The organism is Ruegeria sp. BJ5 (assembly GCF_056537865.1).
The window spans coordinates 64,323-86,409 of sequence record NZ_JBQFSH010000001.1; the positions used below are offsets into that span (position 1 = coordinate 64,323).

The 22,087-nt window shown below is 59.0% G+C and carries 22 protein-coding genes; 12 read left to right on the forward strand and 10 right to left on the reverse strand.

The window, feature by feature from the left end; all coding sequences use genetic code 11:
* Positions 1 to 732: a proteasome-type protease gene (locus tag ACR0NY_RS00320; protein WP_170339269.1), complete on the forward strand. Its 732-nt coding sequence runs from the start codon at positions 1 to 3 to the stop codon at positions 730 to 732.
* A gap of 51 nt (positions 733 to 783) precedes the next feature.
* Here ACR0NY_RS00320 and ACR0NY_RS00325 read toward each other — a convergent pair whose 3' ends face one another.
* Positions 784 to 1,146 carry a MerR family transcriptional regulator gene (locus ACR0NY_RS00325; RefSeq protein WP_170368241.1) on the reverse strand — a complete coding sequence of 121 codons (363 nt, stop codon included), beginning with the start codon at positions 1,144 to 1,146 and terminating at the stop codon, positions 784 to 786.
* Between the two features lie 66 nt (positions 1,147 to 1,212).
* Here ACR0NY_RS00325 and ACR0NY_RS00330 point away from each other — a divergent pair, with 66 nt between their 5' ends.
* Positions 1,213 to 2,469 carry an NADH:flavin oxidoreductase/NADH oxidase family protein gene (locus tag ACR0NY_RS00330; RefSeq protein WP_170368242.1) on the forward strand — a complete coding sequence of 419 codons (1,257 nt, stop codon included), beginning with the start codon at positions 1,213 to 1,215 and terminating at the stop codon, positions 2,467 to 2,469.
* 180 nt (positions 2,470 to 2,649) lie between these two features.
* Here the strand turns inward: ACR0NY_RS00330 and ACR0NY_RS00335 are convergent, their stop codons facing one another.
* The 4 genes from ACR0NY_RS00335 to ACR0NY_RS00350 all read right to left on the reverse strand — a co-directional run bounded on the left by ACR0NY_RS00335 (position 2,650) and on the right by ACR0NY_RS00350 (position 6,363).
* Positions 2,650 to 3,930: a TRAP transporter large permease gene (locus tag ACR0NY_RS00335; protein WP_170339264.1), complete on the reverse strand. Its 1,281-nt coding sequence runs from the start codon at positions 3,928 to 3,930 to the stop codon at positions 2,650 to 2,652.
* A gap of 9 nt (positions 3,931 to 3,939) precedes the next feature.
* Complete coding sequence (locus tag ACR0NY_RS00340) at positions 3,940 to 4,467, reverse strand: TRAP transporter small permease (protein ID WP_170339262.1); 528 nt, start codon at positions 4,465 to 4,467, stop codon at positions 3,940 to 3,942.
* Between the two features lie 75 nt (positions 4,468 to 4,542).
* On the reverse strand, positions 4,543 to 5,526 hold the full coding sequence (locus ACR0NY_RS00345; protein ID WP_170339260.1) for a TRAP transporter substrate-binding protein: 984 nt from the start codon (positions 5,524 to 5,526) through the stop codon (positions 4,543 to 4,545).
* Positions 5,527 to 5,577: 51 nt separating this feature from the next.
* Positions 5,578 to 6,363, reverse strand: a complete 786-nt coding sequence (locus ACR0NY_RS00350; RefSeq protein WP_170368243.1) for an SDR family NAD(P)-dependent oxidoreductase — start codon at positions 6,361 to 6,363, stop codon at positions 5,578 to 5,580.
* A 259-nt stretch (positions 6,364 to 6,622) separates the two neighbouring features.
* Here ACR0NY_RS00350 and ACR0NY_RS00355 point away from each other — a divergent pair, with 259 nt between their 5' ends.
* Together ACR0NY_RS00355 and ACR0NY_RS00360 are read left to right on the forward strand one after the other, a co-directional pair.
* Complete coding sequence (locus tag ACR0NY_RS00355) at positions 6,623 to 7,303, forward strand: GntR family transcriptional regulator (RefSeq protein ID WP_170368244.1); 681 nt, start codon at positions 6,623 to 6,625, stop codon at positions 7,301 to 7,303.
* Between the two features lie 35 nt (positions 7,304 to 7,338).
* On the forward strand, positions 7,339 to 7,650 hold the full coding sequence (locus tag ACR0NY_RS00360) for a cupin domain-containing protein (protein ID WP_170368245.1): 312 nt from the start codon (positions 7,339 to 7,341) through the stop codon (positions 7,648 to 7,650).
* Positions 7,651 to 7,798: 148 nt separating this feature from the next.
* On the opposite strand, the gene ACR0NY_RS00365 is transcribed toward ACR0NY_RS00360, so the two are convergent.
* Both ACR0NY_RS00365 and ACR0NY_RS00370 read right to left on the reverse strand, forming a co-directional pair.
* Positions 7,799 to 9,436: a GMC family oxidoreductase gene (locus ACR0NY_RS00365; protein ID WP_170368246.1), complete on the reverse strand. Its 1,638-nt coding sequence runs from the start codon at positions 9,434 to 9,436 to the stop codon at positions 7,799 to 7,801.
* A 10-nt stretch (positions 9,437 to 9,446) separates the two neighbouring features.
* A complete protein-coding gene (locus ACR0NY_RS00370; protein WP_254432857.1) occupies positions 9,447 to 10,547 on the reverse strand; it encodes a LacI family DNA-binding transcriptional regulator in 1,101 nt (366 codons plus the stop codon).
* A gap of 166 nt (positions 10,548 to 10,713) precedes the next feature.
* Here ACR0NY_RS00370 and ACR0NY_RS00375 point away from each other — a divergent pair, with 166 nt between their 5' ends.
* From ACR0NY_RS00375 to ACR0NY_RS00410, 8 genes are all read left to right on the forward strand, one after another.
* Positions 10,714 to 12,180, forward strand: a complete 1,467-nt coding sequence (locus ACR0NY_RS00375; RefSeq protein WP_217354837.1) for an aldehyde dehydrogenase family protein — start codon at positions 10,714 to 10,716, stop codon at positions 12,178 to 12,180.
* Positions 12,181 to 12,235: 55 nt separating this feature from the next.
* The gene (locus ACR0NY_RS00380; RefSeq protein WP_170363761.1) at positions 12,236 to 13,210 is read left to right on the forward strand and encodes an ABC transporter substrate-binding protein; all 975 of its coding nucleotides are present in this window, start codon (positions 12,236 to 12,238) and stop codon (positions 13,208 to 13,210) included.
* Between the two features lie 67 nt (positions 13,211 to 13,277).
* On the forward strand, positions 13,278 to 14,813 hold the full coding sequence (locus ACR0NY_RS00385) for a sugar ABC transporter ATP-binding protein (RefSeq protein WP_254432858.1): 1,536 nt from the start codon (positions 13,278 to 13,280) through the stop codon (positions 14,811 to 14,813).
* Positions 14,798 to 15,775: an ABC transporter permease gene (locus tag ACR0NY_RS00390; protein WP_170339251.1), complete on the forward strand. Its 978-nt coding sequence runs from the start codon at positions 14,798 to 14,800 to the stop codon at positions 15,773 to 15,775. Before ACR0NY_RS00385 ends, ACR0NY_RS00390 begins: the two co-directional genes overlap by 16 nt.
* A gap of 3 nt (positions 15,776 to 15,778) precedes the next feature.
* Entirely contained in the window at positions 15,779 to 16,777 is a 999-nt protein-coding gene (locus ACR0NY_RS00395) for an ABC transporter permease (protein WP_142634806.1), read from the forward strand.
* Positions 16,774 to 17,874 (forward strand): mandelate racemase/muconate lactonizing enzyme family protein, encoded by a 1,101-nt coding sequence (locus ACR0NY_RS00400; RefSeq protein ID WP_170368247.1) that lies wholly within the window; start codon positions 16,774 to 16,776, stop codon positions 17,872 to 17,874. The genes ACR0NY_RS00395 and ACR0NY_RS00400 overlap by 4 nt, the downstream gene beginning before the upstream one ends.
* A complete protein-coding gene (locus tag ACR0NY_RS00405; protein ID WP_170368248.1) occupies positions 17,871 to 18,911 on the forward strand; it encodes a zinc-dependent alcohol dehydrogenase in 1,041 nt (346 codons plus the stop codon). Before ACR0NY_RS00400 ends, ACR0NY_RS00405 begins: the two co-directional genes overlap by 4 nt.
* Positions 18,908 to 19,678 carry an SDR family oxidoreductase gene (locus ACR0NY_RS00410; RefSeq protein ID WP_170368249.1) on the forward strand — a complete coding sequence of 257 codons (771 nt, stop codon included), beginning with the start codon at positions 18,908 to 18,910 and terminating at the stop codon, positions 19,676 to 19,678. The genes ACR0NY_RS00405 and ACR0NY_RS00410 overlap by 4 nt, the downstream gene beginning before the upstream one ends.
* A 30-nt stretch (positions 19,679 to 19,708) precedes the next feature.
* Here ACR0NY_RS00410 and ACR0NY_RS00415 read toward each other — a convergent pair whose 3' ends face one another.
* The 3 genes from ACR0NY_RS00415 to ACR0NY_RS00425 all read right to left on the reverse strand — a co-directional run bounded on the left by ACR0NY_RS00415 (position 19,709) and on the right by ACR0NY_RS00425 (position 22,006).
* The gene (locus tag ACR0NY_RS00415; RefSeq protein WP_058277404.1) at positions 19,709 to 20,128 is read right to left on the reverse strand and encodes a secondary thiamine-phosphate synthase enzyme YjbQ; all 420 of its coding nucleotides are present in this window, start codon (positions 20,126 to 20,128) and stop codon (positions 19,709 to 19,711) included.
* Between the two features lie 112 nt (positions 20,129 to 20,240).
* Complete coding sequence (locus ACR0NY_RS00420; protein WP_170339243.1) at positions 20,241 to 21,104, reverse strand: sugar phosphate isomerase/epimerase family protein; 864 nt, start codon at positions 21,102 to 21,104, stop codon at positions 20,241 to 20,243.
* Between the two features lie 11 nt (positions 21,105 to 21,115).
* Positions 21,116 to 22,006 (reverse strand): NAD(P)-dependent oxidoreductase, encoded by an 891-nt coding sequence (locus tag ACR0NY_RS00425; protein ID WP_170339241.1) that lies wholly within the window; start codon positions 22,004 to 22,006, stop codon positions 21,116 to 21,118.
* Between the last annotated feature and the right edge of the window lie 81 nt (positions 22,007 to 22,087).

The window sequence follows — 22,087 nt, forward strand, 5'->3', positions numbered from 1 at the left end:
ATGACCTATGCTGTGGGCATGCGGCTGAACCGCGGACTGGTTTTCATGTCGGACACGCGCACGAATGCAGGTGTCGACAACGTGTCCACCTTCAACAAGATGTTCAATTGGACCGTCGAAGGCGACCGTTCGATCACCTTGTTGACGGCTGGCAATTTGGCGACCACCCAAGCCACCATAAGCCTGCTGGAAGAACGTACAAAAGCACCGGAAGACCGGTCGCCGTCGATCCTTGAAGCGCCGACGATGTTTCAGGTCGCCCAATTGGTTGCGGCGACGCTGAACGACGTCATCGAGGGGCATTCCCGAGCGGGCCAACAGGCAGACAGCGCCTTTCACGCGACCCTGATCCTGGGGGGGCAGATCAAAGGCGGCCCGTCGCGCCTGTTTCTGATCTATCCCGAGGGCAATTTCATCGAGGCCGGTGAGGATACCCCGTTCTTTCAGATCGGTGAGACGAAGTACGGCCGCCCCATACTGGTACGTGCGTTTGATCCGGACATGAGCTTTTCCGAAACGGTAAAGCTGTTGCTGGTCAGTTTCGATTCAACGATCAAGGCCAATTTGTCCGTCGGTGCACCGCTTGATCTGCTGCTTTATGAGGAAGACAGCCTTACGGCCGGCACGCGTTCAAGGTTCGAGCCTGACGATCAGTACTTTCGGACCATATCCGAAGGGTGGGGCGATGCGCTGAAGGTCGCCCTGTCAAAGCTTCCGGCATACGAAGCCTGAGGAGCGAAGTCTTGTGCTCCCGCAGGGCGCAGGTTTCAGGCTGCCAGACCCTCAGCAGCCATTTGACTCAGGGTCACTCAGATAGGCGATCATCTGGTCCAGGTCGCGGCGAATCCCGTGCAGGTCTTTGATCTTTTGATCCACATCGGCCAACTTGCTTTTTAGGTTCGCGATCACCTCGGGCCGCGGGATAGTGTTTTCCGGGTCTTCCGGAAGGAAGCGCTTGATTTCCGACAGAGAAAAGCCAAGCGACTTGCTCATTGCGATGGTTTTGATACGAGAAATCATTGCGTCGGGATAGTCGCGATAACCGTTCTCCAGACGCTCGGGCGGTGGGATCAGGCCGTGTTTTTCGTAGAACCGAATGCTTGACGCTGACACGCCCGTGGCTTCTGCCAATTTTCCGATCTTCATGCCCTTGACCTTCAACCATTGTCGAAGGTTTATATCACCTGGGATCGAGAAGAAAAGGATCCCAAGATGACTGTTTCACCGCTGTTCGAACCGCTCACATTGCCAAATGGCGCGGTTCTCAGAAACCGTCTGGCAAAAGCTGCAATGGAAGAAAGTCTGGCGGCTTTCGGGCAGGTGCCAGACGAGAAAATTCACCGGCTTTACCGCCGCTGGGCCGCGGGCGGCGCGGGCCTGTTGATCACTGGAAATGTAATGGTCTCGGCTGATGCGCTGTCCGGCCCCGCCAGCGTGGTTCTGGAAGACGGAACTGATCTTGCGCCTTTCCGGGAATGGGCCGAGGCAGGGCAGATGCGCGGCGGAGCAATCTGGATGCAGATCAATCATCCCGGTCGTCAGGTCCTGGCGAGCCTCGGAGAGGAAACGGTGTCGGCCTCCGACGTTCCGGTCGAGATCCCCGGCATGTCCAAAAACTTCAACCCGCCGCGGGCCCTGACCGAGGCCGAAATTCAAGACCTGGTTGCCCGTTTTGCTCGAACAGCCGCGTTACCCGAAGAAGCAGGATTTGACGGCGTTCAGATACATGCCGCCCACGGCTATCTTATCAGCCAGTTTCTATCGCCCTTGACCAATCGCCGTACCGACCATTGGGGCGGCACTTTGGAGAATAGGGCGCGTTTTCTGTTTGAGGTCGTTCGCGCGATCCGTGCCAGCGTGTCCAAGAGTTTCACCGTTTCGGTGAAGCTGAACTCGGCTGATTTTCAGAAAGGTGGGTTTGGGCAGGATGATGCCAAATGGGTGGTCAACCAACTTGGCGATATGGCTATTGATCTGGTCGAATTGTCCGGCGGTTCCTATGAGAGTCCGGCCATGCAGGGCAGGCAGGAGGATGGCTCCAGCACGGCCCGGCGCGAAGCCTATTTTGTAGACTTCGCGCGGGAGATCGCTGCTGACGCGAAAATGCCGATCATGGTGACCGGCGGCATTCGCTCTCGGGCTGTTGCCGAGGATGCATTGGCCAACAACCGGGGCGGGATTGGCGTCTCGGTTCTGGGAGTGGCTCGCGCGATGGCGTTTGAACCTGATCTTGTCGAAAACTGGCGGAATGGCAAATCAGAGTCGGTCAATATCCCGGAAGTGTCTTGGAAAAACAAAAGGCTGGCGGGGTTCGCCTCGATGGTGCTGGCGTATTTCCAGCTTGAACGACTGGCAAATGGCAAGCCACCGAAAGTACCTCACTCGGCATTTCTCGCGCTGATGCGAAATCAGATGCGGGCGAAGCGATGGACGAAACGTTACCGTTCCTGGCGCGATGTCCGAGCATAATGTGGTCAGGGACGCCTAAAGCAGGGATCCAACGGCGTTTGTACTGGTATCACCGTGTGGCGGCGCCTTTGACGCTTGGCTTCCGGCACCGACCGCAGGTGTTTCTGCCGTTGCCGCCAGAGTTGGAAATGGGCGCAACCTTACACAGGTTGCGCCCGAATTTTTGCCTGCTCGCCGCTTCTAACCAAGCAACCCTGGCAGGGTCAGCGAGATCGCGGGCACAAAGGTGATCAGCATCAGAGCGACCAGAATTGCCAGGTAAAAGGGCCATATCGTCCGAACCGCCTTTTCCATCGGCAGTTTGCCAACGGCGCAGCCGACAAACAGGCAGGAGCCAACCGGAGGGGTGCACAGTCCCAGGCCCAGATTCACCAGCAAGATCATTCCGAACTGCAGGGGATCAATGCCAAGGCTGTTGGCAACCGGCAGGAAGATCGGCGTGCAGATCAGGATCAGGGCCGCCATGTCCATGATCATGCCCAGAAGCAACAAGACCGCATTGATCATCAGCAGGATAAGGATCGGGTTTTCCGTCAGGCCTGTCAGAAGATCCACCGTTTTGTCCGGCACTCTGTAGAAGGTCAGCATATAGGCAAAGGCACCCGCGCAGGCGATCAGGATCATGACCATGGCCGTCGTGCGTACGGCCGACGCAACCGCGATGCAGAACTTGTCCCAAGTGATACTCCGGTAGACCACGAGCGTGACGACAAAGGCATAGATTGCGCCGAACGCCCCGGATTCAGTGACCGTGAAGATGCCTGACAGGACACCTCCGACGATGATCACGGCAGTCAGCAGCCCGGGGATCGCGCTGAGAAAGCTGATGACCAGAGCCTTCCAGCCCGGAAAGGTTTCGGCCTGATACCCTCGGCGCACCGCAACAAGATACGCGGCGACGGCTAGGCAGAGGCACATCAACACGCCCGGAACTACGCCCGCAAGGAAAAGCTTCGAGATCGAAATGCCGCCCCCCGCTGCAATGGCGAAGATGATCATGTTGTGGCTGGGAGGGATGATGATCCCTGCGATCGACGACGTGACCGTCACATTGACCGCATAGTCCGCGTCGTAGCCTTTTTCTTTCATCACGGGAACCAGGATGGAACCCAGTGCAGAGATATCAGCAATGGCCGATCCGGAAATCCCACCAAACAACATCGACGAAAACACATTCACGATGCCCAAGCCCCCACGAACGGCGCCGACCGCGGCTGACGCGAACCGCACCAGACGCATGGCGATCCCGCCGTGGAACATCAGTTCACCGGCGAAGATGAAAAACGGGATTGCCATCAACGAGAAAACGTTGATGCCCGAGATGATCCGCTGGAACCCGATCATCAGCGGCAAACCTTCGAACCAGAAGGCCGAGATGGCGGCAATGCCCAAGGCGAAGGCCACGGGTGTTCCGATCAGTACACACAGGGCGAAGACGCCAAGCAAAAGAAGAATTCCCATGATCCGCCTCTATTCGATGCTGTCTTTTCGCTCGTCAAAACCGACGCAGAGGCGGATCAGGTGACCAACGGAAAACACAAGGATAAGGCCCCCGCCAATGGTCAGGGGCAATGACCGCAAGCCTTCGGGAACCTGGATCAAGGGAATGAGCGACCCCCATTTGAACATCGTAAGCCGCGCCCCGAACACCAGCATCAGAGCACCGAATCCGGCCATGATCACATCCGTGCAAACGACCAGAGCCGTCCTGACTCGCCGCGGAACGGCCGAGCGCACGAGGGACACGGACAAATGCGTGTTGTCGTGCACACCAACCGCCGCGCCGATGAACGCGATCGTCATGACCAGCAACAGGGCGACCTGCTCGACCCACGTTGGCGTTGCGTTCAGGACGTAGCGGCCGAAGACGAGCCAGCCGAATATGATGGTGACCACGACCAGCGCGACACCGGTCACGATCCGGCATGCATCGGCGATGCGGTCGAGGATCCTGACCATAGTGCGCACTGAGGACGGGGGCGTAGATGTATTGCTCATAAGCCTGAAACTCTTGATCAGATGTCCGGCCCCGCATTGGCAGGGCCGGACGGTATCAGATCCGATACGGTCCGATCACTCGGTCGCCTGGATGGTTTCAACCAACGGGCGGAGGTCAGGGTTGGTTGCGAAATAGGCCTCGTAGACCGGGGCCATCGCGGCCTGGAACGGCGCTTTGTCGGCCACTTCGTTCACTACCACACCCGCAGCCTCGACCGCCGCGCGGCTGGCCGCTTCACGCTCAGCCCACAATTGCCGCTGCAACTCGGCGGACTCTTGCGCCGCCTCTCTGACTGCGGCCTGCAGTTCAGGCGACAAGGCGTTGAATTTGTCGGTGTTGACGCACACGCATTCAGGGATGATCAGGTGCTGGGACAGCGAGTAATAGCCGGCAACCTCGAAATGGCCGGTCGACTCGTAGGACGGCCAGTTGTTCTCGGCGCCATCGACGACCCCGGTCTTCAGGGCCTGATAGACCTCGGCGAAAGCCATGGGCGACGGGTTGCCGCCAAGTTCGGCAATCATGCCGGTGAACAGATCGTTGTTCATGACCCGCACTTTCATGCCCTGGACATCGGCCGGGGTATTGATCGGCTTGGTCCCGTTGTAGAAGGATCGGGCGCCGGCGTCATACCAGGCAAGCGGGGTCAAACCCTTGGCTGCCATACCGGCCGCGATCGCGGCACCGCCCTCGCTGTCCAGAACGCGGAACATGTGAGGGACGTCCTTGAAGATGAAGGGCAATGAAACGACATTTGCCTCGGCCACAATCGGTCCGATCGGACCCAGGTTGAAATTTCCGACCTCCAGAGCGCCAGCGCGGACCTGTTCGACCGCATCGGGCTGGCTGCCCAATGTGCCGCCGTGGAACATTTGCAGGTTGATTTCACCGCCGGTCTTTTCGGTGACCAGTTCGGCGAATTTGTCCATCGCGACAGTATTCGGGTAGCCGTCCGCGTGGATGTTCCACCCGCGCCAATCCTCGGCCAAAGATGCGCTGCCGGTCATGACGATCATGGCTGCGGCGCCAATCAGTGTTTTTGTAAGTTTGGTGTTCATGCTTTCCTCCCTAGAAGCAGACAGATGTTTTTGGTGATCGGTCGAAGCCGGCTATGAAAAGAGCAGGCCTCCGTTGATGTCGATGTTCGCGCCCGAAATGAATGCGGCGGCGTCCGAGGCCAGAAACGCGACGAGGTTTGCCACATCCTCTGACGTTCCTTCGCGTTTCAGCGGTGTGGCGCTGGCCACGTTGGTTCGGACTTCGGTTTTGGTGAAGACATTGTGGAAATCTGTGTCGATCATGCCCGGGCAAACCGAATTGACCCGGATGTCGGGGCCCAGTTCCTTGGCCAGCCCACGTGTCATCGTCATGACCGCCCCCTTCGAGGCCGCATAGGCAACCGCGCCGGGACCACCCCCGTCACGACCCGCCTGACTGGCAAACCCGACGATCGCACCACCTTTTTTCATGTGCGGCAACACCGACTGAACGGCACGGGCAAAAGAAGTGGTGTTCAGGTCCATAACGTAACGCCAATGGTCCATGTCCATCTCGGACAGGGTCTTTCGGGCCACCAACCCTCCGGTCACGTGGACAAGAATGTCGATCCGGGGCCCGAAGGCGGCAATCGTTTCTGAGACCAGCCTGTCCACATCTGCGCCAGAGGTCATGTCGCCCTGTACGGCAATCGCCTGACCGCCGGCAGCCGTAATCTCCTGGACCGCAGACTCTGCACCCGTGGATGAGCTGTGATAGTTGATTGCGACCGATGCTCCGGCCTCGGCCAGTTTCAGAACGCAGGCACGGCCGATGTCCCGTCCGCCGCCGGTCACGATCGCAACCTTCCCTGCAAGGTCCCGGTTCCGGCCAATCTGTTCAGCGTTCAATTCGGTCATTCTCTTGTCCCTTTGGATCCCCGGTCAGCCTGTTGGCGCGCCCGTTCCAATTTTTGAGTTCGAACGGGCGTGAAGCAGTGTTGCATATTTTAGTCGACTAGGATACTAGTATTGTCAACAACTTTGTTTGAGGATCGCAAAGGGCATCGCACGGCGCGTGCCAAATCAATTGGCTGGAGTTACATTGAGGAGTATCGAGGGAGGGGTCTCGAGCCACGGAAAACCACCCGAGTTGGTCACGCGCAGAAAAAGGCAGGAAATGCAAAGTATTACGGACAAGATCGAGCGGCGCACAACCACCGACATCGTTTATGAGAGCCTGTACGAGGCGATCGTTTCGCTTGAAATCCTGCCGGGGACGAAACTGTCCGAAGCAGACATCGCAAAGAAGTTTGAGGTGTCCAGGCAGCCGGTCCGCGATGCTTTCAACAGGCTCGAGGCGCAGGATTTGCTGCTGATCCGTCCTCAGAAAGCCACCCGGGTCCGTAGCTTTTCAATGGAACGGATCGGTCATGCACGCTTTGTTCGCCTGGCCGTCGAGTTGGAGGTGGTGCGCGCTGCGTGCCAGGTTTGGAAGCCCGAATACTCGAAGCTGCTGGAAGACAATCTCAAGCGGCAGAAAGACGTGGTTTCAAGGAACGATGCCGAAGAGTTTCATCAACTCGATTACGACTTTCACCGGTTGATTTGCGAGTTGAGCGGCAACCCGCTGGCCTTCGACACGATTCAGGAATGCAAAAGAAAGATCGACCGCCTGTGCGTTCTGAGCCTTGGACGCGAGAGCGAGGCCGAGACTCTGGTTCGGGATCATGTGGCACTGGCCAAGGCGCTTGCAGACCGCGACGAGGCGAAGGCGAGCGAAACCATTCGCCGTCATCTGGGCCGTATCGACAAGACCATCGAAGAGGTTCATGCGAAACATGCCGAGTATTTCGAGTGAAATGAACGCCGCCGCCTGACCGAGGACACTGCATCATGACAAAAAGCTATCCGATTGTGTCGCCCGCGCCCGGCGTCTCGCGCCAGGTTTTGGCAGCTCACGAAGACCTCATGATGGTGTCCTTTCGGTTTGAAGAAGGTGCCGAAGGCGCGCTGCACGACCACCCGCATGTGCAGTCGACATTTGTGCGGTCCGGGCGGTTCAATTTCGTCATCGGAGATCAGGAGCGAGAGCTGGGGCCTGGCGACAGCCTGATCATTCCGTCCGGCGTAAGCCATGGTTGTGTTTGCCTGGCGGCCGGAGAGTTGATCGATTGTTTCACGCCCAGGCGGGACGACTTTCTGTAAGGCGCTTTCCGCGAGCGCCCTTGCCTCGGGCTGCGATTATCTTGACGCCTTGAGGCCACGTAATCTGTTTTTTGGCGAGACGGGCCGGGCAGGGGGCATATAATTGCGCCGGAAATCGGATCAACCGACAGTGGCTCCGCAGCTTGGGCTAGGAATTGCGGCCCTCGCGTGCTGATCCAATGCCAAGGATCAGGTCAGCGCATCGTTCGCCCAGCATCATGGCGGGTGCGTTTGTGTTGCCTGCGTTGATGTCCGGCACGGCGGACATGTCGCACACCCGCAAGCCCTCGATTCCGCGCACGCGCATTCTGGGGTCCAGCACGGCCATTTCATCACCGTCCCGGCCCATTCTGGCAGTTCCCACCGGGTGATAGTTGGTTTTCACGAACCGTTTGCAATGTGCTCGCAGCGTCTGGTCGTCGTCCGCGGACGGAATGACGATTTCGCGGATCCTTTGCGCAAGCGGGCCCGAGGTGAATGCTCGACGAAAGAACCGCTGCCCCCGGATCATCTCCTGCATATCGTCTTCATGTTTTAGGAGGTTCGGCGAAACCACTGGCATGGCGTCGGGTTCTGCCGAGCGAAGCCGAACCTCTCCGCGTGATTTCGGTTTGACCACGACGGTCGTGACGGTCAGGCCAAAGTCATCCTGCACCTCGTCAAGCGCGTCGCGATCCAGGTAGACGATGGGAACGCAAAAGGCCTGGATGGTCGGTTCTCCATCTGGGTTCGACGGATTGACGAACGCGCCGGCTTCTACCCCGGCCGAAGTCACCGGGCCGCTGCCGAACAGCTTGAACTGGATGCCGTTGCGCAGCATCCGCCAGCCCTCACCTTGCTTGAAATATCCGTAAGGGCCGTTGGCAAAGGCGGTGATCGGAACCTCGGGGTGGTCGACCAGGTTTTGGCCAACCCCGGGCAATGGGCAGACCACGGGAATATCGTGTTCGGCAAGATGCGCATCCGGTCCGATTCCCGACAGCATTAGAATTTTCGGTGTGACCAGGGCGCCAGCCGCAAGCACAACCTCACCATCACACCGGACGGTGTGGGACCCGCGTTTGTCGCGATACTGCACGCCGACGGCCCGGTCGTTTTCGATGATGATTTTGCTGACTTTTGCGCCAAGCCGGATGGTCAAGTTCCGGTTCGTCTCGAGTGGGGCGAGGAAGGCGTAAGCTGACGAGCTGCGCTTTCCGGCGCGATTGGTGAATTGATAGAACCCGACACCGCGCTGCGTTGCGCCGTTGAAGTCCGTGTTGAATGGTTCGCCAAGGGCCTGCACCGACTGAACGAACCAACGGGACATGTCATCGATATGCCCCGGATCCGAGACCTGCACCGGACCGTCGCTGCCATGCAGGTCGTTGTGAAGCCTGTTGTTGCCTTCCATCCTGCGGAAATAAGGCAGCACATCGTCCCACCCCCAGCCGACCCCGTCGTTGGTCTGTCGCAGCAGGTCGTCCCACGAATCATAGTCAGAAGGCCGGCCACGCATATAGACCTGCGCATTTACGGACGACCCGCCGCCCAGCACGTTGGCCTGCGGAATGTCATGCACCCGACCGTCCAGATGGTCCTGCGGTTCGGTCTGGTGGTAGGTCATGAACTTGGACCCGTTGATCATCTTGAAGATACCCGGCGGCATGTCCAGCAGCGGATGGCGATGGGAATGCCCCGCCTCCAGCACCAGAACCCTGCACTTGCCTTTGTTGACCAGCCGCGCTGCTGCCGCGGCGCCGGCCGAGCCGCCGCCGATGACGATGTGATCGAAGGTTTCCGTCATGATTTCGCCTTCAGGTCCGGCGTTTGGGCTCGCTGATCGAGTCACGCTCGACCAGTTCACATTCAAGCTTCACGAGTGGATGCCGCTGACCGTCCGTCGGTCCATGGAACAGCTGTTCGACGACCCAGCGTCCCATCGCCCGGGTAGGAAGGATCATCGACGTCAGGGGCGGCGACAGGTGTCGCGCGGTTTCGTCATCGTCAAATCCAATGACCGAAATGTCCTCGGGGATGGACAGGCCAAGTTCCTTGAGCGCCTCATAGCACCCGATCGCCATGCGGTCATTCTGGCAGAAAATGGCGGTTGGCGGTGAGGGCAGGTCCATCAATTCCCGCGTGGCGGCGTAGCCTGCGCTGGGCAGCCAGTTGCCTTCGATGACCAAATCCTCGTCAAATGGGATGTCGGCGGAAGCCAGAGCGTTTCTGTACCCGGTCGTACGCCCGGCGGCGCATTCCATAAACGGCTCGCCGGTGATGGTGGCAATTCGTTTGTGCCCGGCCTTGATCAGGGCGTTGGTCGCCGTATGTCCCGCAGCGACTTCGCCGGGGATCACCGCAGGAAAAGAGAGGTCGTCGCAGAAGCAGTTCAACAGCAGAACCGGGGTGGCCGTCTGCCTGAGGATTTCCGGCACGACCACCCGCCGCGTGAAAACGGTCGCGTAGATGACGCCTGCAACCTGTTGGTCGAGGAAATACCTCAGCGTTCTGGGCTCGACCTCGGGGTCGTTTTGGGTTTCGGCCAGCAACACAAGATTTCCGGTGTCCCGAACGGCCTGTTTCACGCCGTTGAACGCGTTCACCATTTCGGGGCTCGACGCCAGATCATCCACGACGAAAGCGATGGTTCCGTCCAGCGCGGCGGGCCGGCGCGCGCTGTCCTGGGGTGTCCTGAGTTGAGAGGGCATGGCGTATCCAAGCGTGTTGGCGGCATCCAGGACCCGTTGCTTGGTATCCTCGGAGATCTTGACGGAATCATTCTTGTTGAGAACCAGCGATACTGTCGTCTGCGAACACCCGGCGACCCGCGCAATGTCGTGCATCGTTACGCGCTGCCGGCCCGCGACTCGTCCTACGCCCCTGTGCTGCCCGGCTTTGTTCGCTTGATCGTTCATCGCTCAACCTTTTTGTTCGCATCCTTTTTATCGACTATGCGGAGGGCGTGCAACTAATATTAGTGGATGATAATTAATATTAGTGTTGACGAAATAATATTATTAGTGTTTTGATCGGCGGTGCGGTCGCCATTGTGGTCTGGCCGAGCAAGCGCGGGAGGCGAAATTGCGGTCTGTAGTGGGGGAGTTGGGTCAAGTCGTTCGTCATTCGATGTTCATCGATGGCCGCTTTGCCGACTTTGACGCGGACACGGTAGATGTCGAAAACCCTGCAAATGAAGAGATCGTAGCGCAGGTTCCAGATGGTGGTGCCATGCATGCCGATGCGGCGGTCGAGGCGGCCCGCCGGGCTTTTTGCGCGTGGTCTGCGCGCCCGGCGATCGAGCGGGCGCAAATGGTCCGAGGGCTCGCCGAGGCCATCCGGGCCGACGCCGCGCGTCTGGCTGCTTTGATCACAGCCGAGCAGGGCAAGCCGATCTCGCAAGCTCGAGGTGAAGTGGATGCCGCCGTCACCTTTCTTTGCCATGCAGCAGAAGAGGCCCGACGGATTTCGGGTGACATAGTGGCCTCGGACAACAGGTCCGAAGAAATCCAGATTCGGCGCCATCCCTATGGTGTTGTCGTTGCGCTGACGGCCTGGAACTATCCCTTGGCATTGGCCGCCAGAAAAATCGGGCCAGCGCTGGTCGCGGGCAACACCGTTGTTTTGTTGGGGCATGAAATCACGCCGCTGTCCGGTCTCGCGGTCGCCGAGCTTGCGGACAAGGTCGGCTTTCCGCCCGGCGTTCTGAATGTTCTGACGGGGAAAGGGCCGGTGGTCGGGCAGCGGTTGGTTGAACACCCCGATACGTCGCTGATCACGATGACCGGCAGCACGCGCGCCGGGAAAGAGATTTTTCGCACAGCGGCCGACCGGATCAAGGTTGTCCGACTCGAGCTTGGGGGCAAGGCTCCGTTCATCGTGATGGAGGATGCGGATGTTGACGCCGCCGTTTCGGCCGCCATTGCCGCCCGGTTTGCCAATTGCGGTCAGATTTGCACCTGCAACGAGCGTATGTATCTGCATCGCGATATAGCGGACCAGTTCTTGGAAAAATTCGTGTCAGCAGCCCGCGCATTGTCGATCGGGGATCCGATGGAGGACTGCGACCTGGGGCCCAAAGTCAGCAAGGTCGAAGTGACCAAGGTCGCCGAAATCATCCAACGCAGCATCGTAGAGGGTGCTACGGTGCATCTCGAAGGTGGGCCTTTGACGGACGGCGCGCACGGCAAAGGGCACTGGATGTCCCCGACCGTTCTCGAGGTCTCCGACAACGGCAATGCCGCGATGCAGGAGGAGGTCTTTGGTCCCGTGGCGACAGCCATGCGAGTCGATGATTTTGATCAGGCGATAGCCTTTGCGAATGACACGTCTTTCGGGCTGTCCGCCTATCTCTTTACGGCATCGCACCGTCGATTGATGGAGGCCCCGAGCCGTTTGAAGTTCGGCGAACTGTACCTGAACCGTTCGAATGGCGAGGCCGTGCAGGGGTTTCACACTGGTTGGGGGCTGTCCGGGGTTGGGGGCGAAGACGGCGCCTATGGCTTCGATGGCTATCTGAGGAAACAGACGACTTACATGAATTGGGCATGACCTGAAAACTCGCGGTCAAAACGGAGGCGACCGCACCAATGGAGGAGGAATAACCATGAAACGCAGAACCCTTTTGATCTCGACGGTTGTCGCAGGTGCGCTGTTGGGCACCACGGCGATGGCGCAGGATCTGCCGCCGCTTGAGCAGAAAGATCGCTACAAGGTCGGCTTTGCACAGATGGAGTCGAACAATCCCTGGCGTATTGCCGAGACGAAATCGTTCCATGACACGGCCGAGGCCTGCGGCTGGGATCTTATCGCGACGGATGCGGCGGGATCTGCGGCCAAGCAGGTTGCGGATGTGGACAGCATGATCGCCCAAGGCATCGACGTCCTGTTCCTGCCACCGCGGGAAGAAAAGCCGCTGATCCCGGCCGTTATGAAGGCCCGTGCCGCCGGCATTCCGACCTTTCTGGTGGACCGCTCGGTTGATCCAGCCGTCGCCAAGCCGGGCGAACATTTCGTGGCCTTCCTGGGATCGGACTTCATTGATCAGGGCAACCGGGCCGCGCAATGGCTGATGGAGAATTTCGAGGGCGACAAAGGCATCATCGTCCAGTTGGAAGGCACGACAGGGTCCTCGCCTGCAAATGACCGCAAAAAGGGCTTCGACGACGCGATCGCAGCGGATGACCGCTTTGAGATCGTGGCCTCTCAGACCGGGGACTTTGCACGCGACCTGGGTCGTCAGGTGATGGAAACCCTGCTGCAGGCGCATCCTGACGTGAACGTGGTCTACGCCCACAATGACGAGATGGCGATTGGCGCGATCCAGGCTCTGGAGCTGGCCGGCCGCAAACCCGGCGAGGACGTGACTATCGTTTCGATCGACGGGACACGCGATGCGCTTCAAGCCATCATCGACGGCAAGATGGGCGTCACCGTCGAAAGCTCGCCTTTCTTCGGCCCACTGGCCTGTGAAGTCATGAAGAAATACGCGGCTGGCGAGGCGATCCCGGAATGGGTGAAAGTCGAAGATCGCATCTTTACCAAGGACAACGCGGCCGATCACATCGACGAAGCCTATTGATTCTCCCTGGTGGGTGGTGCTGGCCTGTGGTCGGCGCCGCCTGCAAGCAATCGGAGGAAGACATCTCATGAATGCGCTCGTCTCGATGTCGGGAATTGAAAAGTCCTTTGCCGGCGTACCGGCACTCAGCCAGGCCAGCCTGGAGATCGCACCGGGCGAGGTTCATGCGCTGATCGGTCAGAACGGTGCCGGCAAATCGACGATGATCAAGGTCCTGACCGGAGTTTACGACCGGGATGCCGGCGACGTGCATCTGGCGGGTGTGCCGAGCCGCATCTCCACTCCGCGCGAAGCGCAGGAATCCGGAATTGCCACGATCTATCAAGAGCTCAACCTGGTGCCGCTGCGGTCAGTGACCGAGAACATCATCATGGGGTACGAGCCCAAACGTCTTGGCTTTCTGGTCGACTGGCGCGAAGGCAACAGGCGCGCACGCGAGGTTCTTGCGCGCTTTGGCATAGATATCGACGTGACCGAGCCGCTGGGAAATTTCTCGACGGCGATCCAGCAGTTGGTTGCGATTGCGCGGGCTGTGTCATTGGACGCAAAGCTGGTCATCATGGACGAACCCACCTCGTCATTGGATGCCAGCGAGGTCAAGGTTCTGTTCGGTGTGGTGCGCGAGTTAAAGAAACAGGGCGTTTCCGTCCTGTATGTCTCGCATTTTCTCGATGAGCTGTTCCAGATCTGCGACCGGGTCACAACGATGCGAGACGGCCGCACAGTCAGCACGCGCAACGTGCAGGACACGACCAAACTGGAAATGATCGCGGACATGCTGGGCCGCAACAAGGACGAGATCGCGGCAGACGGGCTCACGGACTTCGCCGGCGCCAAGGCCAAGAAAGGCGATATCGTTTTGCGGGCTGTCTCTGTCTCGACAGGCCCGCGACTGACGCATTTCGACCTCACGCTCCACCGCGGGGAGATCGTTGGGCTGGGCGGGCTTCTGGGCTCTGGCCGGACAGAGGCTGCGCGCGCGTTGTTCGGTGTGGACGGGGCCCGCAGCGGCGCAATCGAGCTGCACGGTGCGGTCGGGCAACCGTCCGGACCGGGTGACGCGATCGCAAACGGGGTCGGCTTTCTGACCGAAGATCGCAAGGCCGAAGGGATCATTCCTGACATGTCCGTGCGCGAGAACATGACGCTGGCCCTGCTGCCGAAACTGGCCAGCCGTGGTCAGATCGACTTTGCCCGCGAGCGCGAGATCGTTCAGGCCTTCATCGACGACCTGGGCATCAAGGCGGCGCATATGGACCAACCCATTCGCGAGTTGTCCGGCGGCAACCAGCAGAAGGTGCTTCTTGCCCGTTGGCTGGCGACACAGCCCGACATCCTGATACTCGACGAGCCGACCCGAGGCGTGGATGTCGGCGCCAAGCGAGAGATCCAATCTTTCATTCGGTCTTATGTCGAAAAGGGGTTCGGCGTTGTCCTCATCAGTTCGGAATTCGAAGAACTGGTGGAAGGCGCTGACCGCATCGTGGTCATGCACGAGGGGCGCTCGGTCAAGGAACTGACCAACCCCGGGATTACCGAGAATATACTGGTGCGCGCGCTTGCGCATCATGAAGAAGGAACTGGTTCATGGACCGCGCAATGAAATTGCCGCAACGGGTCGCATCGATGCCCTTCCGCTTTCATGGCGGCATCGCCGCGTTGGTCGCCCTGCTGGTGTTCAACGCGTTTTTCACCCCCAATTTCCTGCAGCTGCAGACCCTGTTCGTGAATATCAGCCAGGTTGCCACGATCGCCATCGTGGCCATGGGTATGACGCTGGTCATCGCCACGGGTGGAATTGATCTGTCGGTTGGCGCTGTCATGGCTCTGGCGGGGGCGTTGGCCCCGCTGATCTTTCTGTCGGATCTGGGCGCCGCCAATCCGGTGCTTGGCGTCATTTTGGCCATTGTCCTGCCACTGTTCGTCGCGGGATTATGCGGGGTATTCAACGGCGTGATGGTTGCCGTGTTGAACGTGCAGCCCATTATTGCGACGCTCATTCTATTTATCTCGGGTCGCGGTATTGCCCAGGTTTTGACGAATGGCAACCTGCAGACATTTTCAAACCCTTCATTCAGTTATCTTGGAACCGGCAAGGTGCTTGGCTTGCCGTTCCAGGGTTGGCTGGCGCTGGCCATTGCCTGTGTGCTGTTCTGGGTTATCACCAGAACCACTTGGGGCCGCTACCTGCTGGCGATCGGCGGCAATGAACGCGCGGCCTATCTGGCGGGTGGTCCCGTTCGGCGGGTCAAGATCGGGGCCTATGTCATCTGCGCGGTGCTTGCGGGCTTGGCAGGTCTGATCGTGGTTGCGATCAACTCGGCCTCGGACGCCGCGCGCAACGGCAATCTGATGGAGCTTGACGCCATCGCGGCCGCTGTCGTTGGCGGGGCTCTTTTACAAGGCGGACGGGCGCCGATCTTTGGTGCCATACTGGGAGCCGTGATCATCCAGCTGGTCAAATATACATTGCTGGCCAACGGGGTAGAGGACGAAGTTGCACTGATCGCCAAAGCGGTCATTATTATCCTGGCCGTCTGGGTCCAGCAGTTCCGGAGGGCTTGATCGATGTTGGATGAAACGGCTTTTGACCTGCGAAAGTACCTGCGGCGCAATTCGGCCTCGGTGACGGTGTGGATCGCACTGCTGGCTTTGATCCTGTTTGGGTTGATGCGCTATGACAACTTTGGCAGCGCCTACAATTTCTCGTCTTTCCTGAATTACAACGCGATGTTCATCGCGATCGCGCTGGGCATGTGTTTCGTGATCATGACCGGCGGGATTGATCTGTCGGTTGGATCCGTTGCGGCCTTTACGTCGGTTGTTGCGGCCTATCTCAGCCCATACGGGATTCAGGTTGCGCTGCCGGGGGCCGTGCTTGCCGGGGTGGGCTTCGGAGCGATCAACGCCTTTTGCATCATCATCCTTCGGATTCCGCCCTTCATCGCCACACTGGCGACCATGCTTGCCGCAAAAGGCGGCGCATTGGTGATTTCGGGCGCCCAGACAATTTCGGTTGATTGGGGGTCGAACTTTACCAAGCTTGGCATGGGGCAGGCGTTTGGTCTGTTTCCATGGGCAATCGTCATAGTGGCCGGACTGACGCTGGTCCTGTGGCTGGTGCTGGAAAGAACAACCATCGGGCGGACCGTCTTGGCGATCGGTGGCAGCGAGGATGCCTCGAACCTCATGGGTCTGAAGGTGAATCGCGCCAAGGCTTTCGTCTACCTGCTTTCGGGCGGCTGCGCAGGGCTGGCTGGCGTCTTTCTGGCCTCGGGCTTTGGAGCCGGACAACCCCTTGAGGGCATCGGATGGGAATTGTCGGCCATCGCATCCGTCGTTGTGGGCGGCACTCTGTTGACGGGTGGAATGGGGTCGATCCCCGCGACGGTGGCCGGCGCGCTGCTGCTGGGGCTGGTCTTCAACGTTCTGAACTTTGAAAACGGTCAGGGGACCATCAGTTTCAGCGCCTATTGGCAGATGGTCATACGTGGAGGCTTTCTTTTTGTGGTCATCCTTTTACAGTCTCGGGTTATTGCCAGGCAGCAGAAGGTCTTGGGTTCGTGAATCGCATAGAAAGTGTTTCAGCGCGGCTGTTCAACGTCCCGCTCGCCGAAGTCCTGGTCGATGCCAAACATGGGGATCACACGTTCTTTCAATTGATCACTGTCACCATCCAAACGTCGGATGGGGTTGAGGGGGTTGGGTATACCTATACGGGCGGCAAGGGCGGTCATGCCATCTTGGCGATGATCCAGCATGATCTAGCGCCTTTCCTGGTTGGACAAGACGCCGAACAGATCGAAAGCCTGTACGATGCCATGCAGTGGCATGTCCACTACGTCGCACGGGGCGGGATCGCATCGTTCGCCATCTCGGCCGTGGATATTGCCCTTTGGGACATTCGCGGCCGAACGCAGAATGCACCACTATGGCAAATGGCTGGTGGAGCGTCCAAACGGTGCAAGGCCTACGCCGGCGGGATCGACCTGAATTTCTCGTTGGAGAAATTGTTGCGCCAGACCGAAGGCTACCTTGCGCGTGGGTTCAACGCGGTCAAGATCAAGGTCGGTCAACCGGATCTGGCCGATGATCTGGCGCGGGCCCGGGCGGTGCGCGAAATGTTGGGGCCGGACCGGTTCTTCATGGTCGACGCGAATTACTCCATGAGCGTCGAGCAGGCCATCGTGGCAGCCCGAGGGTTCGCCGACTGCGATATCCTGTGGTTCGAGGAACCGACAATTCCAGACGACTACAAAGGCTATGGCCGAATTGCCGAAGCCACGGGCGTTCCCCTTGCCATGGGTGAAAACCTGCACACGATTCACGAATTCGAGTACGCCTTCGATGATGCGAAGCTGAGTTTCATCCAGCCCGATGCCTCAAACTGTGGCGGGATTACCGGCTGGTTGCGCGTGGCCGCGCTGAGCGCCCAGCGCGGCATTCCGGTTTGTAGCCATGGCATGCAGGAGCTGCACGTCAGCCTTGTTTCTGCGCAACCCAATGCGGGTTGGCTGGAAGTACACTCATTCCCGATAGACCAGTACACGACCCGTCCGCTGGTCGTGGAAGACTGCCTGGCAGTGGCCCCGGATACGCCGGGGACCGGAGTGGAATTCGACTGGGACAAACTGAATGCGGAACACAGGGAGATGCATACATGACGACCCAGACGATCTCTGCGGCGTATTACAGGGGCAACAAGAGCTTTGCCGTGGAACAGGCTCAGGCGACGGCACCGGGCCCCGGCGAGGCCGCCATTCGCGTTGCCTATTGCGGGATTTGCGGGACGGATATGCACGTCTACCACGGCAACATGGATGCCCGTGTCGGCATGAACCGGGTAATTGGGCATGAGATGTCCGGTGTCGTAGAAGCGGTGGGCGAGGGTGTCGATACGATAAAACCCGGCCAAAAGGTCGTCGTCCGACCGCTTGATCACTGCGGCGAGTGCCCGGCCTGCAAACGGGGGCATCAGCATATCTGTCAGAACCTCAAGTTTCTCGGCCTCGATACCGATGGTGCCATGCAAGAGATCTGGACCGTTCCGGCCCATACGTTGCACGTTCTGCCGGATGACCTGCGCATGGATCACGCGGCGCTGATCGAGCCGGTCGCCGTTGCCTGCCACGATGTGCGCTTGTCTGGCCTGCAACCTGGCGAGGACGTCGTCGTCATCGGCGGCGGCCCGATCGGCATCCTGGTTGCCATGGTTGCGCGGGACGCGGGCGGAAACGTCGTGATTTCCGAAGTGAACCCAAACCGCTTGGCCATTGCCGAAAAGCTTGGTTTCGACACGATCAACCCAACCGAGACCGATCTGGTGTCCACAATCAACGCGCGCACGGGCGACAAAGGGGGGGATGTAGTTTTCGAGGTATCGGGAACGCAGCCCGGTGTTGATGCGATGACTGCCGTTGCCGCGACGCGGGCCCGGATCGTGATGGTCGCGATCCATGCTCAAAAACCCCAGATCGACCTGTTCCAATTCTTCTGGCGAGAGCTGCAACTGATCGGTGCTCGGGTTTATGAGCCGGAGGATTACGAAAAGGCGATCGCAGTTGTCGCCTCGGGCGGAGTGGACGCGGATGTCGTGATCACTGATGTCAGCCCTCTGGCAGACATTCAGGCCGCGTTCGAAGCACTGGATCGCAGCCCAACCGCAATGAAAAGCCTGATCGAAGTAGGACCGCGTTCATGAGTGTTTTGCAAAGTTTCGACCTGACGGGAAAAACGGCACTTGTGACCGGGTGCAAACGCGGCATCGGGCGCGGCATGGCCGAGGCATTGGCATCGGCCGGAGCTGATATCATCGGAGTGTCGGCCTCGCTTGAACTGTCCGGGTCAGAGGTCGAAAAAGCCGTCACGGCGATGGTGCGCAGTTTCCGGGCTTACCAATGCGACTTCTCGGACCGCTCCGCGTTGCATGGGTTCATTGATCAGTTGAGAGCCGACGGACAAACTCCTGATATCCTTGTCAACAATGCCGGTACGATCAAACGCAAACCTGCTGCCGAACATCCGGATGACTGGTGGGACGAAGTGATTGAGGTCAACCTGTCCTCGCAGTTTGTTCTGTCCCGCGAGATCGGCAAGGACATGCTGGCGCGCGGCTCGGGGAAGATCATCTTCACCGCATCGCTGCTGACGTTTCAGGGCGGCATCACCGTTCCCGGATATGCGGCCTCGAAAGGTGGTATCGGACAGCTGACGAAGGCCCTGGCCAATGAGTGGGCCGGGCAGGGTGTGAACGTGAATGCAATCGCCCCCGGCTACATCGCGACCGACAACACCCAAGCCCTGCAGGACGATCCGGTTCGGTCGAAGTCGATCCTGGAACGAACACCCCAGGGCCGTTGGGGTACGCCAGGTGATTTTGCTGGACCTGTAGTCTTTCTGGCTTCTGCAGCGTCGGACTTCGTCAACGGTGAAATCCTTGTAGTCGACGGGGGCTGGATGGGGCGTTAGCACTGCCAACGCTCCATGTCATCCAAGGCATCACGTCCCGATGTAGTGCACCTTCAATCGGCGTGCATTGGGTGCTTCCCGATGTTCGAACAGGTACAGGCTTTGTACGCGACCCAGCGGAAGCTGCCCCTGTTCGACCGGGATCGATACCTGAGTTTGCGTCAACAGCGCCCGCAGATGCGATGGAGCGTTGTCGTCCTCGGTCGGGCGGTGGTGATACTTGCCTGGTGACTTGGGTACGAGTTTCTCGAAGAACGTCTCGATATCCTTGAGCACTTCGGGATCGGCATTGGCCTGCACCAACAGCGCGGCACCGGTGTGGGCGCACCAAAGGGTCAGCAAGCCCGAGACAAATTCGTGTTCGAACACCGCACGCTGAACGATCCCGCTGATGTCGATGAGGGATTTGCCCGGCGTTTCAATGGACAGGTCAAAAAACTGTTGTTTCATCCAGCAGGCCCTTTCCTTGATTTCACGCGAACGCGCCCAGCTTTCTACATCTCACTTGGCATTCAGCAATGGGGGTCAAACTTTTGATTTTGAACGCATATTGACTGCATTTTCATGCAAACAGGCTTTTAAACTGGTCCACACACAGACGAAAACCATCTTCGAAGTTCCCGTTGCCGGGTTGATAAACGCTTTCGAAAGAAATGACGCCATCATAGCCGTCGGATCTGAGCGCGTCCGCGATGGGTTGGAACAAAGGCGCAAGCTGACCTTCCCCCATGCGGCGCACTTCCAGCGTTGCCCTCGGCGTGTCGACCTTTACGTCCTTGATGTGAATGTGCCCCAGATAGCCGCCGCGCAGTTCTTCGTAACCGTCCGGGTATGCCAGTTCATGGCACCAGCAGTTGTTTCCGGGGTCCCAAAGTACCTTCAACGCATCCTTTGCATCCAACTCGTCAATCAGCTTGCGGGCGGTATAGTTGGAATTGACCAGCGTGCCGTTTCCGGTTTCCACGACAAGCGTCACGCCCTCAGCCCTGGCCAGTTCAACCGCCGGCGCGATCAGCGGCGGCATCGAGTCCCATACCCCATGCGCCACGTTCCACTTCTCGGCGCCGTTTTTTCCCCAGAGTATCTGCTCTTTTCGTTGGGTCATGATCCGAACCAGCGGAGACCCCACGACATGCGCCATGTCGATCACGCGTTTCAAGGCGTCCATATGCCGAGTGTGCAGGTCGTCGCCGGGCCTGTTGGCAGCTGTCATCCCCGCAAAGATATGGCGCGACAGACACGACACAGGCTTGCCCCGGTCGCGCAAAAGCGCGTCGATCTCGGCAATTTCCTGCGGGGAATGGTCTCCGACCTCTGAATCGCCAACGAATTGAAGCTCTGCATAGTCCAGACCGAATTCGTCCATTACGTCCACGGCATGCCGCAGATCGCGGGAAATGCCGTCGCAAATTACACCTAATTTCATGTCCGGTCCCCTCAGCGATGCAATTCTGCGCCAACGATCTCTTCGATGACGCGAGTACACACCCAGTTGTCGCCATTCGGGTACTTGGTTTTTCCGGCGTGAAAGATCTGCATAGCGGATGATGCTGTGTGCATGGGAACGCCCAACGCACCGGCCAGTGCCAGAGAGATCGTCAGGTCCTTGTGCATCGTTGCGATATGGCTGCCAGTAGCCTCGAACTTGCGATCAATGATGTTTTCAAGGGCGGTATTCACAACACCACATCCCGCGCTAGACGATGAGAACACGTCAAGCAATGCTTGACCGCTGACACCGGCTTTGGCCGCCAGGGCCGCAGCCTCGAATGTGGCGGAAAAGATCGATCCGATCAGGGATTGCAGGCAGGCTTTCACGGTTTGCCCGTCACCGGCGTTTTCTCCGACCCGGTGAATGGTTGCCGACACTGCCTGCATGACTTCGGCGTTTTGGTTCAGCACATCCGCAGCACCGGCAGCCATCATTGTCAAAGTGCCGTTCTGCGCGCCGGGAAACCCACCCGAGACCGGGGTGTCGATCAGGTGGATGCCCGAACCCTCCATGTCTTGTCCGATAGCGCTCGCTTCAGCCGGAGTAATGGTCGCCGACAGGATGACCGTTCCGCCTTTGGCCATGTTCGCAACCAGTCCGTCTTCACCCAGAATGACATCGCGGGCCTGATCTCCGTTCATCACCATGACAAACACGCTGGCGGCGTGACGGCCGACCTGTCCCACGCTGTCCTTGACCAGGCCGCCCATGTCGGAAAATGCGGTCATGCGTGTCTCGCTCAGGTCGAAACCGGATGTTTCAAAGCCATTCTTGATCAGGTTCTTGGCAAGGCCGCTGCCCATGTCGCCAAGACCGATTACACCTGCTGTTTTCATTTGGACTCCTCCCGTTCTTCCGTCTTTGCCGTCTGGCAGACGTTTCGAAAAATGATGCCTCAAGGCATCGGTTTTCGCGGG

Coding starts and splice junctions, on each gene's coding strand:
- ACR0NY_RS00410 (WP_170368249.1), top strand. CDS start 18,908: ATGAGTGTTTTGCAAAGTTTCGACCTGACGGGAAAAACGGCACTTGTG.
- ACR0NY_RS00395 (WP_142634806.1), top strand. CDS start 15,779: ATGTTGGATGAAACGGCTTTTGACCTGCGAAAGTACCTGCGGCGCAAT.
- ACR0NY_RS00335 (WP_170339264.1), bottom strand. CDS start 3,930: ATGGGAATTCTTCTTTTGCTTGGCGTCTTCGCCCTGTGTGTACTGATC.
- ACR0NY_RS00365 (WP_170368246.1), bottom strand. CDS start 9,436: ATGACGGAAACCTTCGATCACATCGTCATCGGCGGCGGCTCGGCCGGC.
- ACR0NY_RS00415 (WP_058277404.1), bottom strand. CDS start 20,128: ATGAAACAACAGTTTTTTGACCTGTCCATTGAAACGCCGGGCAAATCC.
- ACR0NY_RS00340 (WP_170339262.1), bottom strand. CDS start 4,467: ATGAGCAATACATCTACGCCCCCGTCCTCAGTGCGCACTATGGTCAGG.
- ACR0NY_RS00320 (WP_170339269.1), top strand. CDS start 1: ATGACCTATGCTGTGGGCATGCGGCTGAACCGCGGACTGGTTTTCATG.
- ACR0NY_RS00380 (WP_170363761.1), top strand. CDS start 12,236: ATGAAACGCAGAACCCTTTTGATCTCGACGGTTGTCGCAGGTGCGCTG.
- ACR0NY_RS00385 (WP_254432858.1), top strand. CDS start 13,278: ATGAATGCGCTCGTCTCGATGTCGGGAATTGAAAAGTCCTTTGCCGGC.
- ACR0NY_RS00330 (WP_170368242.1), top strand. CDS start 1,213: ATGACTGTTTCACCGCTGTTCGAACCGCTCACATTGCCAAATGGCGCG.
- ACR0NY_RS00355 (WP_170368244.1), top strand. CDS start 6,623: ATGCAAAGTATTACGGACAAGATCGAGCGGCGCACAACCACCGACATC.
- ACR0NY_RS00405 (WP_170368248.1), top strand. CDS start 17,871: ATGACGACCCAGACGATCTCTGCGGCGTATTACAGGGGCAACAAGAGC.
- ACR0NY_RS00420 (WP_170339243.1), bottom strand. CDS start 21,104: ATGAAATTAGGTGTAATTTGCGACGGCATTTCCCGCGATCTGCGGCAT.
- ACR0NY_RS00325 (WP_170368241.1), bottom strand. CDS start 1,146: ATGAAGATCGGAAAATTGGCAGAAGCCACGGGCGTGTCAGCGTCAAGC.
- ACR0NY_RS00350 (WP_170368243.1), bottom strand. CDS start 6,363: ATGACCGAATTGAACGCTGAACAGATTGGCCGGAACCGGGACCTTGCA.
- ACR0NY_RS00360 (WP_170368245.1), top strand. CDS start 7,339: ATGACAAAAAGCTATCCGATTGTGTCGCCCGCGCCCGGCGTCTCGCGC.
- ACR0NY_RS00425 (WP_170339241.1), bottom strand. CDS start 22,006: ATGAAAACAGCAGGTGTAATCGGTCTTGGCGACATGGGCAGCGGCCTT.
- ACR0NY_RS00370 (WP_254432857.1), bottom strand. CDS start 10,547: ATGAACGATCAAGCGAACAAAGCCGGGCAGCACAGGGGCGTAGGACGA.
- ACR0NY_RS00345 (WP_170339260.1), bottom strand. CDS start 5,526: ATGAACACCAAACTTACAAAAACACTGATTGGCGCCGCAGCCATGATC.
- ACR0NY_RS00390 (WP_170339251.1), top strand. CDS start 14,798: ATGGACCGCGCAATGAAATTGCCGCAACGGGTCGCATCGATGCCCTTC.